Genomic DNA, 15,936 nt, shown 5'->3' with positions numbered 1-15,936 from the left:
TCTCTTATCGTTGTTACAGCCCAGGCTACCTCATGCAATCTGTTGAAAACATTCCTCCGCGCGCACCGTCGCGCTGGCCCATGGCACTGGCGTTTTCATTCAGCGCCATCGTGCTGCTGGCCATCGGCGTGCTGGCCTGGCGCGCGCCGTTCGAGACGGCCTGCGTCATCGATGCGCTGGTCTTCCTGTTGCTGATGCTGCTCGTGGCGCTGTACCGGCGCACGGTGTCGGCCAGCCTGCCGCGCCAGTTGCTCAAGGCGGGCGCCTTGCAGGACGCGATTTTCAATAGCGCCAATTTCTCGTGCATCGCCACCGATGCGCAGGGCGTGATCCAGATTTTCAACGTGGGCGCCGAACGCATGCTCGGCTACGAAGCCAGCGACGTGGTCGACAAGCTGACCCCGGCCGGTATTTCCGACGCGCAAGAAATCATCGCACGCGCCGCCGCCCTCAGTGCCGAACTCGACACGGTCATCACGCCCGGCGTCGAAGCGCTGGTGTTCAAGGCCACGCGCGGCATCGAAGACATCTACGAATTGACGTATATCCGCAAGGATGGCAGCCGCTTCCCCGCCATGGTCTCCGTGACGGCCTTGCGCGACGCGCAGAGCAAGGTTATCGGTTACTTGCTGATCGGCACCGACAACACGGCGCGCAAGCAGGTCGAGGCGGAACAGGCGCTGCTGGACCAGCGCTTGCGCGAACAGCAGTTCTATACGCGCTCGCTGATCGAATCGAATATCGATGCCCTGATGACGACGGATCCGCGCGGCATCATCAGCGACGTCAACCAGCAAATGGAAGCGTTGACGGGCTGCACGCGCGACGAATTGATCGGCGCGCCGTTCAAGAATTACTTTACGGAACCGGAACGGGCCGAGGAAGCCATCGCGCGCGTCTTGCGTGAAGGAAAACTGACCAATTACGAGCTGACGGCCCTGGCGCGCGACGGCAAGCAGACTTTTGTTTCCTACAACGCCTCGACCTTCCACGACCGCAACCGCAAGCTGCAAGGCGTGTTTGCCGCCGCCCGCGACGTGACGGAACGCAGGCAGTTTGAACAAGCACTGCAAGACACGAATATCGAAATGGAAAAGGCCCGCCAGGCGGCGGAGAAAGCGAATCTGGCCAAGTCCGAGTTTCTGTCGAGCATGAGCCATGAATTGCGCACGCCCCTGAACGCCGTGCTGGGTTTTGCCCAACTGATGGCGTCCGAGACGCCGGCACCGAGCGTGCCGCAGCAGCGCTCGATCGACCAGATCCTCAAGGGCGGCTGGTATCTTTTGCGTTTGATCAATGAAATCCTCGACCTGGCCATGATCGAGTCGGGCAAGGTCACCATGTCGGAAGAGGCGATGTCCTTGCTCGACGTGTTGCAGGATTGCCAGGCGATGATCGCGCCGCAGGCGGAAAAACGCGGCATCAGCATGCATTTTCCCCGCTGCGGCAAGGCCTTTTATGTGCATGCCGACCGCACGCGCGTGAAACAGGTGATGATCAATCTGCTGTCGAATGCCATCAAGTACAACCAGAGCGGTGGCAGCGTGAAAGTCGATTGCCGCCAGCACGGCGACAAGGTGCGCACCAGCGTCACCGACAGCGGCGCCGGCCTGAATGCCGAACAGATGAGTCAGTTGTTCCAGCCCTTCAACCGCCTGGGCCAGGAAAGCAGCACGGAAGAGGGCACGGGCATCGGCCTGGTCGTCACCAAGCAGCTGGTCGAACTGATGGGTGGCACCATCGGCGTCGACAGCACGGTGGGCGTGGGCACCACCTTCTGGGTGGAATTCAAGGCCTCGCGCGCGCCCGAACTGCACCTGGAACAGGGCGTAGCCTTGCCGGTGGTGCAGGAAGACCAGGAAAGCCAGCGTACCTTGCTGTACGTGGAAGACAATCCCGCCAACCTGGCGCTGGTGGAGCAATTGATCGCCCGCCGCAGCGACTTGAAACTGCTGACGGCCATCGATGCGCACCTGGGCATCGACCTGGCGCGCACCTACCAGCCGGACGTGATCTTGATGGATATCAACCTGCCCGGCATCAGCGGCTATGGCGCCCTGAATATCTTGCATGACGATCCCCTCACCAGCCATATTCCCGTCATGGCCCTGTCCGCCAACGCCGTGCCGCGCGACATCGAGAAAGGCCTGGAAGCGGGTTTCTTCCGCTATCTGACCAAGCCCATCAAGGTCGTCGAATTCATGGATGCGCTCGACGTGGCCCTGCACCATGCGGCCGCGCACGGCCTGGCCGACGACACTCACACAGTACGCTAATTCAGCATTTAATTTTAGGAATACCGCCATGCTTCAAGCCACCGAGATCCTGAACGCCAGCATCCTCATCGTCGATGACCAGGAGGCCAACGTCATGCTGCTCGAACAGGTGCTGCGCAACGCCGGCTATACGCGCATCACCTCCACCATGGACCCGCAAGCCGTGCACGCGCTGCACCAGCAGCACCGCTACGACCTGATCCTGCTCGACTTGCAGATGCCGGAAATGGATGGCTTCGAAGTCATGGAAGGCTTGCGCGACATCGAGGCGGGCAGCTATCTGCCCGTGCTGGTGATCACGGCCCAGCCCGGCCACAAGCTGCGCGCGCTGCAAGCTGGCGCCAAGGACTTCGTCAGCAAGCCCTTCGACCTGGTGGAAGTCAAAACGCGCATCCACAACATGCTGGAAGTGCGTTTGCTGTACCAGAAGCTGGCCGAATACAACAAGTCGCTGGAACAGATGGTGGAAGAACGCACGGCGGAGCTGCGCGAAAGCGAAGCGCGCTTCCAGCGCTTCACGGAACTGTCGTCCGACTGGTACTGGGAACAGGATGCGCAGGGCAACCTGACGCGCTTTTCCGGTCCCGTGGCAGAAATGCTGGGCATCGGCAGCGAAGAGGAGCCGCAGCGCTGGAACGCGGCTGAACGCGCCTTGCTCGACGCCAAGATTGCCGCGCGCGAACCGTTCCTCGACTTCATCTACAGCCGCGCCAACCTCGACGGCAGCACGCAGTATTTGCAGGTCAGCGGCGAACCGATGTTCGACAATGGCAGCCGCTTCATCGGCTACCGCGGCATCGGTCTCGATGTCACGGAGCGCCATCGCAGCGCCTGATTTATACTTGTTGCCATCCACATCGACAAGGAAAGCATCATGGCTGACAAATCTCCCTCCTACTGGTTTCCCGCCAAGACCTATGGCTGGGGCTGGGGTTTGCCCATCACCTGGCAAGGCTGGCTGGTGTTCCTGGCCGCACTGGCGCTGTTCGCCTGCGGCGCCTTCCTGTTCCCGCCGCAAACCATGCTGGTCGGCTACATCGTGTATGAAATGGCCATCGTTGCCGCGCTCATTTTCATCTGCAAGCTGAAGGGCGAACCGACCGCCTGGCGCTGGGGCAAGAAGAAGTAACGCCGAAGCACAAAGACGACAAAGCAAGAAATCATCTGGCCACGCGGCGCGAACCGCGTATAATTGGCTCGCTGCCGCAAGGCGGCAAACGCTAGGGGTCCTGCCTTTCGCTGTGGAAACACAGTGCAAGCGCGGGTGAGAAATACCCTCCGAACCTGATCTGGATAATGCCAGCGAAGGGAAGCTTTAGGATGAACGCACCCCGCCTTTCCGCGTGCGCAATTCCGAACCTCCTTAGCTGGCTCCAGGCTTAAAAATAGTCTAGCCAAGGAGCCAAAATGAACGCCAACCCGAAATTCCTCTCCGCCACCGCCACGGTCGACGAAGCCGCCATCGCGCCGCTGCCCAATTCGCGCAAGATCTATGTCGAAGGCAGCCGCCCCGACATCCGCGTGCCCATGCGCAGAATCAGCCAGTCCGACACGGAAGCGTCGTTCGGCGGCGAAAAGAATCCGCCGATCTACGTGTACGACACGTCCGGCCCCTACACGGACCCGGACGTGCAGATCGACATCCGCTCGGGCCTCGACACGCCGCGCCTGCCGTGGATCATGGAGCGGGCCGACACGGAAGAATTGCCCGGCCCTACCTCCGACTACGGCATCGCCCGCCTGGCGGACCCGAAATTGGCCGAGCTGCGTTTTAACTTGCACCGCAAGCCACGCCGCGCCATTGCCGGCAAGAATGTGACGCAAATGCACTACGCGCGCCAGGGCATCATCACGCCGGAAATGGAGTTCGTCGCCATCCGCGAAAACATGCGTCGCCAGGAGTATTTGCGCGAACTGCAAGCCTCCGGTCCCATGGGCGAGCGCCTGGCCGACCTGATGGGCCGCCAGCATCCGGGCCAGTCGTTTGGTGCCAGCATCCCGGCCGAAATCACGCCGGAATTCGTGCGCGAGGAAATCGCCCGCGGCCGCGCCATCATTCCCGCCAACATCAACCACCCGGAAGTCGAGCCGATGATCATCGGCCGCAATTTCCTGGTGAAAATCAATGCCAACATCGGCAATTCGGCCGTCACGTCTTCCATCGGCGAGGAAGTGGAAAAGATGACCTGGGCCATCCGCTGGGGCGGCGACAATGTGATGGACTTGTCTACCGGCAAGCATATCCATGAAACGCGCGAATGGATCGTGCGCAACAGCCCCGTGCCCATCGGTACCGTGCCCATCTACCAGGCGCTGGAAAAGGTCAATGGCAAGGCCGAAGATTTAACTTGGGAAATTTTCCGCGATACCCTCATCGAGCAGGCCGAGCAGGGCGTCGATTACTTCACCATCCACGCGGGCGTGCTGCTGCGCTATGTGCCGATGACGGCCAAGCGCCTGACGGGCATCGTCTCGCGCGGCGGCTCCATCATGGCGAAATGGTGCCTGGCGCATCACCAGGAATCGTTCCTGTACACGCATTTCGAAGAGATCTGCGAAATCATGAAGGCGTATGACGTGTCGTTCTCGCTGGGCGACGGCTTGCGCCCCGGCTCCATCTACGATGCCAACGACGAAGCGCAACTGGGCGAACTGAAAACCTTGGGCGAGCTGACGCAAGTTGCCTGGAAGCATGACGTGCAAGTGATGATCGAAGGCCCCGGCCACGTGCCCATGCAGCTGATCAAGGAAAACATGGACTTGCAGCTGGAGCAGTGCGGCGAGGCGCCGTTCTACACGCTGGGACCGCTGACCACGGATATCGCACCTGGCTACGACCACATCACCTCGGGCATCGGCGCGGCCATGATCGGCTGGTATGGCACGGCCATGCTGTGCTACGTGACGCCGAAGGAACACCTGGGCCTGCCCAACAAGGCGGATGTGAAGGACGGCATCATCACCTACAAGATAGCGGCGCACGCGGCCGACCTGGCGAAAGGCCATCCGGGCGCGCAGATCCGCGACAACGCCCTGTCGAAAGCCCGTTTCGAATTCCGCTGGGACGACCAGTTCAACATCGGCCTGGACCCGGACAAGGCGCGCGAATTCCACGATGAAACCTTGCCCAAGGATTCGGCCAAGGTGGCGCATTTCTGCTCCATGTGCGGCCCGCATTTCTGCTCGATGAAGATCACGCAGGAAGTGCGCGAATACGCGGCCGGCATGGGCATCGCGGAAGACAAGGCGCTCCAGCAGGGCATGGAAATCAAGGCCATCGAATTCATCAAGAACGGTGCCGAGCTGTACCGCAAGGTCTGAAGGAGAGCGTGATGCCTGCATTGATATCCATCACGCTCAACGGCGCACCGCACCAGGTGCCGCCGGGGCAAACCCTGGACCAACTGATCGCCGCGCTGTCGCTGGAAAACCAGGCGCTGGCGCTGGCCGTCAACCGCAACGTCGTGCCGCGCAAGGCGTGGCCGGGCAAGACCTTGCAAAGCCAGGATCAAGTGGAAATAGTCCGCGCCATCGGCGGCGGCTGAAAACGTCCAAGCAAACCTACTACGCGTCGCGCTTTGCGGCCTGCGATGCTTACCGTGCTCTAGCACGGTTGCGCGTCTCGGCCACAAATCATCGCCGCTCGCTACGGTTTTCTTCGGACGTTTAAAAACTTAAGGAAGAACTCATGCATACCGCAACAAATAATGACCTGCTGACCATCGCAGGAAAACAGTATCAATCACGCTTGCTGGTGGGCAGTGGCAAGTACAAGGACTTGCCGCAGACGCGCGAAGCGACGGACGCGGCCGAGGCGCAAATCATCACGGTGGCCATCCGGCGCGTGAATATCGGGCAAGACCCGAATGCGCCCAGCCTGCTCGACTTCGTGCCGCCGGACCAGTACACGATTTTGCCGAACACGGCCGGCTGCTACAACGCGAAAGATGCCGTCTACACCCTGCAACTGGCGCGCGAGCTGCTGGGCGGGCGCAATCTGGTGAAGCTCGAAGTACTGGGCGACGAGAAGACCCTGTTTCCGCACATGCCGGAAACGTTGATCGCCGCCGAGGCGCTGGTCAAGGATGGTTTTGACGTGATGGTCTACTGCAGCGACGACCCGATCCAGGCGAAGATTCTGGAAGACATCGGTTGCGTGGCCGTCATGCCGCTGGCCTCTTTGATCGGCTCGGGCATGGGCATTTTGAATCCGTGGAACTTGTCGCTGATCATCGATCAGGCGAAAGTCCCCGTGCTGGTGGACGCGGGCGTGGGCACGGCGTCGGATGCGGCGATTGCCATGGAACTCGGTTGCGATGGCGTACTGATGAATACGGCGATCGCCGGCGCGCGCGACCCCGTGCGCATGGCGCATGCGATGAAGCTGGCCGTGCGGGCCGGGCGCGAAGCGTTCCTGGCGGGGCGCATGCCGCGCAAATTTGCCGCCTCGCCTTCGTCGCCGATGGCGGGCCGCCTGGCGTGATGGTGCCGATGCGCCACACTGTGCTGGTGTTTGCCGGCCTCGACCCTTCGGGCGGCGCCGGCCTGGCCGCCGATATTCTGGCCATTGCGGCGCAGGGTGCGCATGCTTTGCCCGTGATCACGGCGCTGACGGTGCAGGACAACGACCGCGTGTTTGCTGTCGAACCTGTGGCGCCGGAATTGCTGCGCCGCCAGGCGCAGGCGTTGATCGACAAGGTGGTGATCAGCGCCGTGAAAATCGGCATCCCCGGCAGTGCCGCGAATGCGGCCGTCATCGCGCAACTGATCGCGCAATTGCGGCAGGCGCGGCCCGATTTGCCCGTGGTGCTCGACCCCGTACTGGCCAGCGGCCATGGCGACGTGCTCAGCCGGGACGACGCCGTGCTGGCGCTGGCGCCCTTGCTGCCGCTGACGACCGTGATCGTGCCAAACGGGCCGGAAGCGCTGGCCCTCGGTGGCGCAGAAAACCTGCGCGCGCAAGGCTGCCAGCACGTGCTGGTGACGGGCGGGCATGGCGACGGTGAGGCAGTGCTCAACCGCTGGTTTGACGCCGCTGGCGGCGAGCGCGAGTGGCGCTGGCCCCGTTTGCCGGGCGCCTTCCACGGCAGCGGCTGCACTTTGGCCTCGGCCATCGCGGCGCGCCTGGCACTGGGCCAGGCACTGCCCGAAGCGCTGGATCTGGCGCAAAGCTATTGCCATGCGGCCCTGGCCGATGCGTATGCGATTGCGCCAGGTCAACTCATGCCGCAACGATTCATTCAATAAGGAAATCATCATGCGTGGACTGTATCTGGTCACCCCGAACTGGGACGACACCGACCGCCTGCTCGACGTGAGTGAGCAAGCCTTGCAGGAAGGCGTGGCCCTGCTGCAATACCGCCACAAGAGCGCCGAGGCGGAGCAACGGCGCGAACAGGCGGGCGCCTTGCTGGCGCTGGCCCGCAAATATGGCGTGCCCTTCATCATCAACGATTTTATCGAGCTGTGCGAAGAGCTCGACGCGGACGGCGTGCACGTGGGCGGCACGGACGCCTCCGTGGCGCAGGTGCGCGCGCGCCTGGGCAAGGACAAGATCGTGGGCGCTTCCTGTTATGGCGACATGGCCCTGGCACGGACGGCCGAGGCGGGTGGTGCCAGCTATGTGGCCTTCGGCGGCTTTTATCCGTCGCTGGTGAAAAAGTACCCGGTCACCACGCCGCTCGATATCGTGCTGCAAGCCAAACGCGAGATCAGCTTGCCGTGCGTGGTGATCGGCGGCATGACGCCGGAAAACGCGGCGCCGCTGGTGGCGCGCGGCGCCGACATGGTGGCGGCCATCACGAGCGTCTATCAAGCGGACGATATAGATATTGCAGTGCAGCAATTCAATCAATTGTTTGCGGCATGAGCACGGGAATGGAAGGCTGATTTGGGGGAATAATCGGCATATAATAAGAACATCATTCATTACCGAGGTCCCTTTACCCATGAGTCAGCCAGCCGCCGCGAAACGCCTTATCCTGATCGTTGACGATGACCAGCTCCTGTTGGAATTCCTCGGCGAAATCCTGCGCCATGCCGGCTACGAGACGGCCCTGGCCAATTCGGCCGAAGTGGCGCTGCAAATGGTCGCCCAGCGCGAGCCGGACCTGGCCTTGCTCGACATCCACATGCCGGGCATGTCCGGCCTGGAACTGGCCAAGCGCCTGCATGGCGAGACGGGCGTGCCGTTCATGTTCCTGTCCGGCAGCGGTGACAGCGAATCGGGCAAGCAGGCGGCCGCCTACGGCGCCGTCGGCTATGTGGTGAAACCCGTCGACGAAGGCCGCTTGATGCCCGCCTTCGAAGCGGGCCTGGCGCGTGCCGATGAAATCCGCCAGCTCCGGCGCACCGAGCTGAACCTGAACGCGGCCCTGGCTGCGGGACGCGAAACGAGTTTGGCCGTCGGCTTGCTGATGGGAAAGTTCCAGACGGACCGCAACACGGCGTTCGAAGTGCTGCGCGACCACGCCCGCTCCAGCCGCCGCAAGATCAATGAAATCGCCAGCCAGCTGCTGCTGGCCGAGGAAACCCTGAATGGCTTGCACGGCGCCTTTTTGAACCGGGCGAAAACCAAGTAAGCGTTTCAACCATACACAGGACATACATGAAAACCAAAGCAGCGATTGCATGGAAGGCGGGCGCGCCTTTGACCATCGAAGAAGTCGACCTGGCCGGCCCGCGCGAGGGCGAGGTACTGGTCGAGATCAAGGCCACGGGCATTTGCCACACCGATTACTACACCCTGTCGGGCGCCGACCCGGAAGGCATCTTCCCGTCCATCCTCGGCCATGAAGGCGCCGGCATCGTCGTTGACGTGGGGCCGGGCGTGAAAAGCCTGAAAAAGGATGACCACGTCATTCCTCTGTACACGCCGGAATGCCGCCAGTGCAAATTCTGCCTGTCGCAAAAAACGAACTTGTGCCAGTCGATCCGCTCGACCCAGGGCCGTGGCCTGATGCCGGACGCGACGTCGCGCTTTTCCATCGACGGTAAACCCATCTTCCACTACATGGGCACGTCCACCTTCTCGAACTACATCGTCGTGCCGGAAATCGCCCTGGCCAAGATTCGCGAAGACGCGCCTTTCGACAAGGTCTGCTATATCGGCTGTGGCGTGACGACGGGCGTGGGCGCCGTGCTGTTTACGGCCAAGGTCGAGGCGGGCGCCAACGTGGTGGTATTTGGCCTGGGCGGCATCGGCCTGAACGTGATCCAGGCGGCCAAGATGGTCGGCGCCGATAAAATCATCGGCGTTGATATCAATCCGGCGCGCCAGGCCATCGCGCGCAAGTTCGGCATGACGCATTTCGTCAACGCCAACGAAGTGGACAACGTGGTCGACACCATCGTGCAACTGACCGATGGCGGCGCCGATTACAGTTTCGAATGCATCGGCAACACCACCACCATGCGCCAGGCGCTCGAGTGCTGCCACAAGGGCTGGGGCCAGTCCATCATCATCGGCGTGGCGGCGGCCGGCCAGGAGATTTCCACGCGTCCATTCCAGCTGGTGACGGGGCGCGTATGGAAAGGTTCCGCCTTCGGTGGCGCGCGGGGACGCACGGACGTGCCGAAGATCGTCGACTGGTATATGGAAGGCAAGCTCAATATCGATGATTTGATCACGCACCGTTTGAAGCTGGACGATATCAACCAGGGTTTCGACTTGATGAAGAGCGGTGAATCGATCCGCTCCGTCGTGCTGTATTAATTACGCCGTACCACGGCGTTTTTGCGGAGGCTGCGGCCTCCGCTTTTTTTGCCGCCGCATTTACCATCCATCGGGCCTATGGGCCGCCCGATCCTTCATCCCGGCAGCTCATCGCACGGCGCTGGCAGTGCCGGCGGCCAGCGGCTATCGTGATGCTCGTCGCTGTACCACAGCGGTTTTACGGAGGCCCCTGGCCTCCTTTTTTTTGCCCACGGCCCGCCATCCGTCGCGCAAGCCTGCCGTCCAGGCCAGCTTTTGTGCAGCCTGTCGCACCATGCTGGAGCCGTGAGCCATCCGCCGCTACAGTCAACGCTCCACTACTTTTGCGACGAGGCAGCCATGTCCACTTCCCACCGTTTGATCCTCAGCCTGGCCGGTATCTTGCTTGGCGGCAGCGCGCTGGCCGTGCAGCCGCCCGAGCCGCCCGTGCCACCGGCCGCACCGGCCGCGCCCAGCAAGAAAATCAATATCTCCATGGGTAGCGGCGATGGCTATGCGCTCGTCGACAGCAGCGAGGATAGCGTCACGATGGCAGGCACCGATGTCGATGGCCAGCAGATCAAGCAGCTGCAGCGTTCGCTGAAGGGGCATTTCCTGTGGTTCCGTGACCAGGGCAAGGGCTATGTGACGCAGGATGCCGCGCTGCTGGCCCGCGTGCGCGACGCCTGGAAGCCGTCGCAGCAGCTGGGCCTGGAAATGAGTGGCCTGGGCAAGCAGATGAGCGAACATGGCAAGGCCGTGGGCGAAATGGGCCGCAAGATGGGCGCCCATGGCGCAGCGCAGGCGAATGGAGTTTCGCGCGATGCGGAGCAGCTGCAAACGCTGGGCCGCCAGCAGCAGGAACTGGGCCGCAAGATGGGCGAGGCGGCGCGCCGTCAGGCGCAAGCGACCACGGAGACAGCGCGCCGTGCGGCAGGGCGTGAGGTGGAGCGTTTGCAGCAGCAGATGGAAGATGCGCAGGATGCCATGGAAGAGGTCAACGACCGCATTGCCACCAAGCAAGAGGTCGAAGCGGCCAAGGCAGACGCGCTGTCGCGCCAGATGGATCAGCGTGGCAAGCCGATGGAAACCCTGGGCAAGCAAATGGAAGCGCTGGGACGCCAGCAGGAAACGGCATCGAAAGCAGCCGACAAGACCACGCGCCAGGTGATCGCCCAGGCGCTCAGCGAAGGCAAGGCCAGGCTGGTGCGCTAGGCAAGATTCCAGGTGGCGGCCACGGCGCGGTATTGCGCCGGCAACCGCTCCCTGGCTTCGTCCTCGCCGGCATGCACGTCATCCTGCAGCGTTTCCCAGCGAGAGTCGCAGCTGAAACGGTATACGCGCGCCTCGTCTGCGTAGCGGCACACGGCCAGGCCGTGGATGGCGACGGGGGCGGCGCCATGCTCATCGGTGACGTGGCCGAACGGCAAGTCGGACCAGGCCCAGGCCAGTACGCGGGCGCCGTCTAGGTGAGTGGGGGGTGTCATGGGATACATGCTGCTGTGTCGGGACGCCGATTGTAGCGCGCACATGGAAAACTGGCGCGACCGCTGGACAAATGCACAGTATTTTTAGCCATGCCGGTATAATCACGGCATGCAAAATCTTCTTCACAACCTCAATCCCGAACAATTGGCTGCCGTCACCTTGCCGGCCCAGCATGCGCTGATCCTGGCTGGCGCCGGTTCGGGCAAGACCCGCGTGCTGACCACCCGCATCGCCTGGCTGATCCAGACCCAGCAGGTATCGCCGCCCGGCATCCTGGCCGTGACCTTTACCAACAAGGCCGCCAAGGAAATGCTCACGCGCCTGTCGGCCATGCTGCCAATCAACACGCGCGGCATGTGGATCGGCACCTTCCACGGCCTGTGCAACCGATTGCTGCGCACGCATTACCGCGACGCGGCCTTGCCGCAAACGTTCCAGATCCTCGACTCGCAGGATCAGTTGTCCGTGATCAAGCGCTTGTTGAAGGCGAACAATATCGATGATGAAAAATTCCCGCCGAAGACGGTGATGTATTTCATCAACAACGCCAAGGACCAGGGTTTGCGCGCCACGGATGTGGAAGCGTATGACGCGCACGAGCGCAAGATGGTCGAGCTGTACCAGCTGTACGACGACCAGTGCCAGCGCGAAGGCGTCGTCGATTTTGCCGAATTGCTGCTGCGCACGTACGAATTGCTGAGCCGCAACCAGCCCTTGCGCGAACACTACCAGGCGCGTTTCCGCCACATCCTGGTGGACGAGTTCCAGGATACGAATAATCTGCAATACAACTGGTTGAAATTGCTGGCCGGCCACGGCAGCCGCGATGGCGGCGCCCTGTTTGCCGTGGGCGACGATGACCAGAGCATTTACGCGTTTCGCGGCGCGAATGTCGGCAATATGAGCGCCTTCGAGCACGAGTTCCAGGTGAAGAACTTGATCAAGCTGGAGCAGAACTACCGTTCGCACGGCCATATTCTCGACAGCGCCAACGTGTTGATCGCGAACAATAGCAAGCGCCTGGGCAAGAATTTGCGCACGGACGCGGGCCATGGCGAGCAGGTGCGCGTGTATGAAGCCAGTTCCGATTTGCAGGAAGCGCAGTGGATCATCGAAGAGGCGAAAAGCCTGATCGCCGATGGCGCCTCGCGCAGCGAAATCGCGATTCTGTACCGCTCGAATGCGCAATCGCGCGTGATCGAACATGCGCTGTTTTCAGCCAGCATTCCGTACCACGTGTACGGTGGCCAGCGCTACTTCCAGCGCGCCGAGGTCAAGCACGCGATTGCCTATTTGCAATTGATGGACAATCCGCACAATGACTCCGCTTTCTTGCGCGTGGTCAATTTCCCCACGCGGGGCATCGGCATGCGCTCGATCGAGCAATTGCAGGCCGCGTCGGAACAGTACGGCATCTCGCTGTACGCCTCCGTGCCCTACGTGGCGGGCAAGGCGGGCAGCGTGCTGGCCGGCTTCGTGAAATTGATCGAAGGCGTGCGTTTCGAAACGCAGCAACTATCCTTGCCGGAAATGGTCAGAGTGGTGCTGGAAGCGAGTACCTTGCTGCAGCATTATCAGAATGAAAAAGAAGGCGCCGACCGCATCGAGAATCTGGAGCAGATGGTCAGCGCGGCCAGCCAGTTCGTTTCCGAGGAAGGTTTCGGCCAGGCAGCACCGGCCCATCTGGGGCCAGCCGCCCAGGCGCAGTCGGGCGCGCCCGTCGTCAACCAGGATGGCATCGAAATTCTGGATGCCGATGCGCCGTTGCCGGCCGTGATGTCGCCGCTCTCCGCGTTTTTATCGCACGCGTCGCTGGAAGCGGGCGACAACCAGGCGCAGGCGGGTCAGGATGCGCTGCAGATGATGACGGTGCACTCGGCCAAGGGCCTGGAATTCGACAACGTGTTCATTACCGGCCTGGAAGAGGGCCTGTTCCCGCACGAAAGCAGCTCGAAGGAAGACAATGGCGTGGAAGAGGAACGCCGGCTGATGTACGTGGCCATCACGCGCGCGCGCAAGCGGCTGTACATGAGCTTTGCGCAGACGCGCATGCTGCACGGCCAGACGCGCTACAACATGAAGTCGCGCTTCTTCGATGAATTGCCGGAAGAAGCGCTGAAGTGGCTGTCGCCGAAGGTGCAGGCGAACTGGTTCGGCAATCGCAAGTCGGCCTGGGACGAAGCGCCCAAGGTGGCCAGCCTGGGGTCGGACAATGCGATTGCACAAAAGATCGCGCAAAAAGCCACGGGCGGCGGCTGGCGCATCGGTGAATCGGTGGCGCACGCCAAGTTCGGCGAAGGCGTGATCGTCAATATCGAAGGCGGCGGCGGCAATGCGCGCGCGCAAATCAACTTCGGACAGCATGGCATGAAGGTGCTGGACCTGGGAATTGCCAAGCTGGAACGATTGGGACGGTGATCCGACACCAACGCGGGCGCCAACAATGTTGTCGGATTACGCATGGCCTTCGGCCCCGCTAATCCGACCTACTGGAAGAAACATTGCCGGTCGCGTAGGTCGGATTAGCGGCGGAACGCCGCGTAATCCGACGCTGCGAGGCCAACAATGGTGTCGGATTACGCCTTCGGCTAATCCGACCTACGTGTGGCATTGCAAGGCATTCGGCAAAAAGGGCAGCCTGCGCAGGCTGCCCTTTTTTACATCTGGCCGGCGATCACTCGCCGGTCTTGTCCAGCGACACCGTTTTGCTCTCATCGACGGGCACGCCGAAGATCTGGCGGTAGGCGGCGTAAAACGAGCAATGCATGATGATGGTGAGTATCATCGACAGCGGCATCATCAGCTGCATCATCAGCGGCGTACGGCCAAAGATGACGGCCAGCAACTGGCTGGTGACGACGCTGATGGCGAACCAGGTGGCGGCGAAGACGATGAAGGCCGACAGCGAACGCCAGACGGCGAAAAAGCTGAAGAACAGCGACTTGCCCAGGCCGGTTTGTTTCCAGTAAATCAGCGGTGCGGCAAAGCAGAAGGCCATGGCGGCGGGCACGTACAGCATGATGGCCAGCAGGATGCCCAGGCCCATACGCGATTCGGGGATGGCGGCGCGCGCCGCTTCTTCCGTCAATTGCCCCGTGACCAGTTGCCACAGCAAGCCGTCGTCCACCAGGGTCGAGGCGCCGATGGCAACGATGGCCATCAGGATGTACAGCACGCCCAGGCCCAGCAGGGAAGGAAACGCCGGCTTGCGGAAGCCCGAGATCAACAGGCTGGGCAAGACGCGCTTGCCCTGGTCGATATTCAGGCAGCCCTGCACGAAGGCGATGGAAAACACGGGGACCAGGATGACGGGCAGCATTTGTCCCAGCAGGGGCACGATGCTGACGGCCAGCATGCAGAACATATAGCCGAGAAACAGCATCGACATGCCGCCAGGTTGCTTGCGAAACAGGGAGAAGCCCTGTTTCACCCATTGCCAACCTGTACTTGCAGGTAATTTTTCCATGTTTAAAACAGTTCCGGAGCAGGTGTGGCGATACGTTCGCGCAGAATGCGTTCGAAATGCGTGGGATCGTGCGGGGTCAGCATTTCCGCTTCGCGCGGCTGGTAAAAATCGTACAGGCGTGACAGCCAGAAGCGCAGCGCGGCAGCGCGCAGCATTGCTTGCCATGCCGTTTGTTCTTCGTGCGTGAACGGGCGCACGGCCCGGTAGGCGTCCAGCAGGGCGCGCACTCTCGCCGTGTCGAGCACGCCCGTGGCCAGGTCCAGGCACCAGTCGTTGACGGTGACGGCCACGTCGAACAACCAGGTATCGCAGCCGGCAAAGTAAAAGTCGAAAAAGCCCGTCAGTTGCTCGCCGTCAAACATGACGTTGTTGCGGAACAAGTCGGCATGCACGGGACCGCGCGGGATGGCTTTATACGTATCGCAGGCAGCAAAGGCGTCCTGGAAATGGATTTCCGCGCGCAGCAAATGCGCCTTGGCATCATCGAGATGGTGCAAGACCAGCGGCGTGGTGGCGTTCCACCACTGCAGTCCCCGCAAATTCGGCTGTTGCAGGGGGAAGTCCTGCGCTGCCAGGTGCATCTTCGCCAGCATGGCGCCGACAGCCGCGCAATGCACGGCTTGCGGCGCCATCTGCGAGCTGCCGTCGAGTTTGCTGACGATGGCGGCCGGCTTGCCTTGCAGGGCCGTCACCAGTTCGCCGTCCGCATTGGCGATCGGTGCGGGCACCAGTACGCCCCGGTCCGCCAAATGGCGCATCAGTTGCAGATAAAACGGCAATTGCTCGAAGCTGAGGTTTTCAAAGATCGTCAGCACGTACTCGCCGCGCTCCGTGCTCAGGAAGAAATTGCTGTTTTCGATGCCGGACGCGATGCCCTTGAGCGCCAGAGGTTTGCCGAGTGGAAACTGCGTGAGCCACTGGCCGATATCGTCCAGGTGTAGCGCGGTAAAAACTGCCATGGGAAAGAGGGGAATGGTCTAAAAGGTCAAAAAAAGCCGGCTGCCCCGCAAGTG

At 61.8% G+C, this 15,936-nt stretch carries 15 protein-coding genes and 1 riboswitch; of the genes, 12 read left to right on the top strand and 3 right to left on the bottom strand.

The genetic code is table 11. The features are described 5' to 3' along the window. Positions 1-32: 32 nt before the first annotated feature. The 11 genes from ACP7EG_RS21625 (at position 33) to ACP7EG_RS21575 (ending at position 11,184) form a co-directional block, all read left to right on the top strand. Positions 33-2,276: a PAS domain S-box protein gene (locus ACP7EG_RS21625; RefSeq protein WP_426089240.1), complete on the top strand. Its 2,244-nt coding sequence runs from the start codon at positions 33-35 to the stop codon at positions 2,274-2,276. Positions 2,277-2,304: 28 nt separating this feature from the next. Further along, positions 2,305-3,111 (top strand): response regulator, encoded by an 807-nt coding sequence (locus ACP7EG_RS21620; RefSeq protein WP_096233817.1) that lies wholly within the window; start codon positions 2,305-2,307, stop codon positions 3,109-3,111. A gap of 39 nt (positions 3,112-3,150) precedes the next feature. Then, the gene (locus tag ACP7EG_RS21615; RefSeq protein ID WP_426089239.1) at positions 3,151-3,405 is read left to right on the top strand and encodes a hypothetical protein; all 255 of its coding nucleotides are present in this window, start codon (positions 3,151-3,153) and stop codon (positions 3,403-3,405) included. A gap of 83 nt (positions 3,406-3,488) precedes the next feature. After that, positions 3,489-3,604, top strand: a riboswitch (TPP riboswitch). Between the two features lie 79 nt (positions 3,605-3,683). Further along, positions 3,684-5,597, top strand: a complete 1,914-nt coding sequence (gene thiC, locus ACP7EG_RS21610; protein WP_426089238.1) for a phosphomethylpyrimidine synthase ThiC — start codon at positions 3,684-3,686, stop codon at positions 5,595-5,597. Positions 5,598-5,617: 20 nt separating this feature from the next. Next, positions 5,618-5,821 (top strand): sulfur carrier protein ThiS, encoded by a 204-nt coding sequence (thiS, locus tag ACP7EG_RS21605; RefSeq protein ID WP_096238285.1) that lies wholly within the window; start codon positions 5,618-5,620, stop codon positions 5,819-5,821. 143 nt (positions 5,822-5,964) lie between these two features. Then, complete coding sequence (locus ACP7EG_RS21600) at positions 5,965-6,759, top strand: thiazole synthase (protein ID WP_131688316.1); 795 nt, start codon at positions 5,965-5,967, stop codon at positions 6,757-6,759. Positions 6,760-6,767: 8 nt separating this feature from the next. Beyond that, on the top strand, positions 6,768-7,523 hold the full coding sequence (gene thiD, locus ACP7EG_RS21595; RefSeq protein ID WP_426089237.1) for a bifunctional hydroxymethylpyrimidine kinase/phosphomethylpyrimidine kinase: 756 nt from the start codon (positions 6,768-6,770) through the stop codon (positions 7,521-7,523). A gap of 10 nt (positions 7,524-7,533) precedes the next feature. After that, a complete protein-coding gene (gene thiE, locus ACP7EG_RS21590) occupies positions 7,534-8,145 on the top strand; it encodes a thiamine phosphate synthase (protein ID WP_426089236.1) in 612 nt (203 codons plus the stop codon). Between the two features lie 79 nt (positions 8,146-8,224). After that, on the top strand, positions 8,225-8,857 hold the full coding sequence (locus tag ACP7EG_RS21585) for an ANTAR domain-containing response regulator (protein ID WP_096233822.1): 633 nt from the start codon (positions 8,225-8,227) through the stop codon (positions 8,855-8,857). A gap of 26 nt (positions 8,858-8,883) precedes the next feature. Then, complete coding sequence (locus ACP7EG_RS21580) at positions 8,884-9,990, top strand: S-(hydroxymethyl)glutathione dehydrogenase/class III alcohol dehydrogenase (RefSeq protein WP_096233823.1); 1,107 nt, start codon at positions 8,884-8,886, stop codon at positions 9,988-9,990. Positions 9,991-10,329: 339 nt separating this feature from the next. Continuing rightward, positions 10,330-11,184: a hypothetical protein gene (locus tag ACP7EG_RS21575; protein ID WP_426089235.1), complete on the top strand. Its 855-nt coding sequence runs from the start codon at positions 10,330-10,332 to the stop codon at positions 11,182-11,184. Here ACP7EG_RS21575 and ACP7EG_RS21570 read toward each other — a convergent pair. After that, positions 11,181-11,456 (bottom strand): hypothetical protein, encoded by a 276-nt coding sequence (locus ACP7EG_RS21570; RefSeq protein WP_426089234.1) that lies wholly within the window; start codon positions 11,454-11,456, stop codon positions 11,181-11,183. The two genes, ACP7EG_RS21575 and ACP7EG_RS21570, sit on opposite strands and share 4 nt — an antisense overlap. A 109-nt stretch (positions 11,457-11,565) precedes the next feature. Here ACP7EG_RS21570 and ACP7EG_RS21565 point away from each other — a divergent pair, with 109 nt between their 5' ends. Continuing rightward, positions 11,566-13,875, top strand: coding sequence for a UvrD-helicase domain-containing protein (locus ACP7EG_RS21565; RefSeq protein WP_426089233.1), 2,310 nt, complete (start codon positions 11,566-11,568; stop codon positions 13,873-13,875). Between the two features lie 256 nt (positions 13,876-14,131). On the opposite strand, the gene ACP7EG_RS21560 is transcribed toward ACP7EG_RS21565, so the two are convergent. After that, positions 14,132-14,923 carry a BPSS1780 family membrane protein gene (locus ACP7EG_RS21560; RefSeq protein WP_426089232.1) on the bottom strand — a complete coding sequence of 264 codons (792 nt, stop codon included), beginning with the start codon at positions 14,921-14,923 and terminating at the stop codon, positions 14,132-14,134. Between the two features lie 2 nt (positions 14,924-14,925). Continuing rightward, positions 14,926-15,882: a homoserine kinase gene (locus ACP7EG_RS21555; protein WP_426089231.1), complete on the bottom strand. Its 957-nt coding sequence runs from the start codon at positions 15,880-15,882 to the stop codon at positions 14,926-14,928. Between the last annotated feature and the right edge of the window lie 54 nt (positions 15,883-15,936).

It is taken from the genome of Janthinobacterium sp. PSPC1-1, from assembly GCF_049897625.1.
Lineage (GTDB): Bacteria > Pseudomonadota > Gammaproteobacteria > Burkholderiales > Burkholderiaceae_D > Janthinobacterium > Janthinobacterium tructae.
Note: the sequence above shows the minus strand (reverse complement) of the source record. Positions and strands in the feature narration are given on the sequence as shown.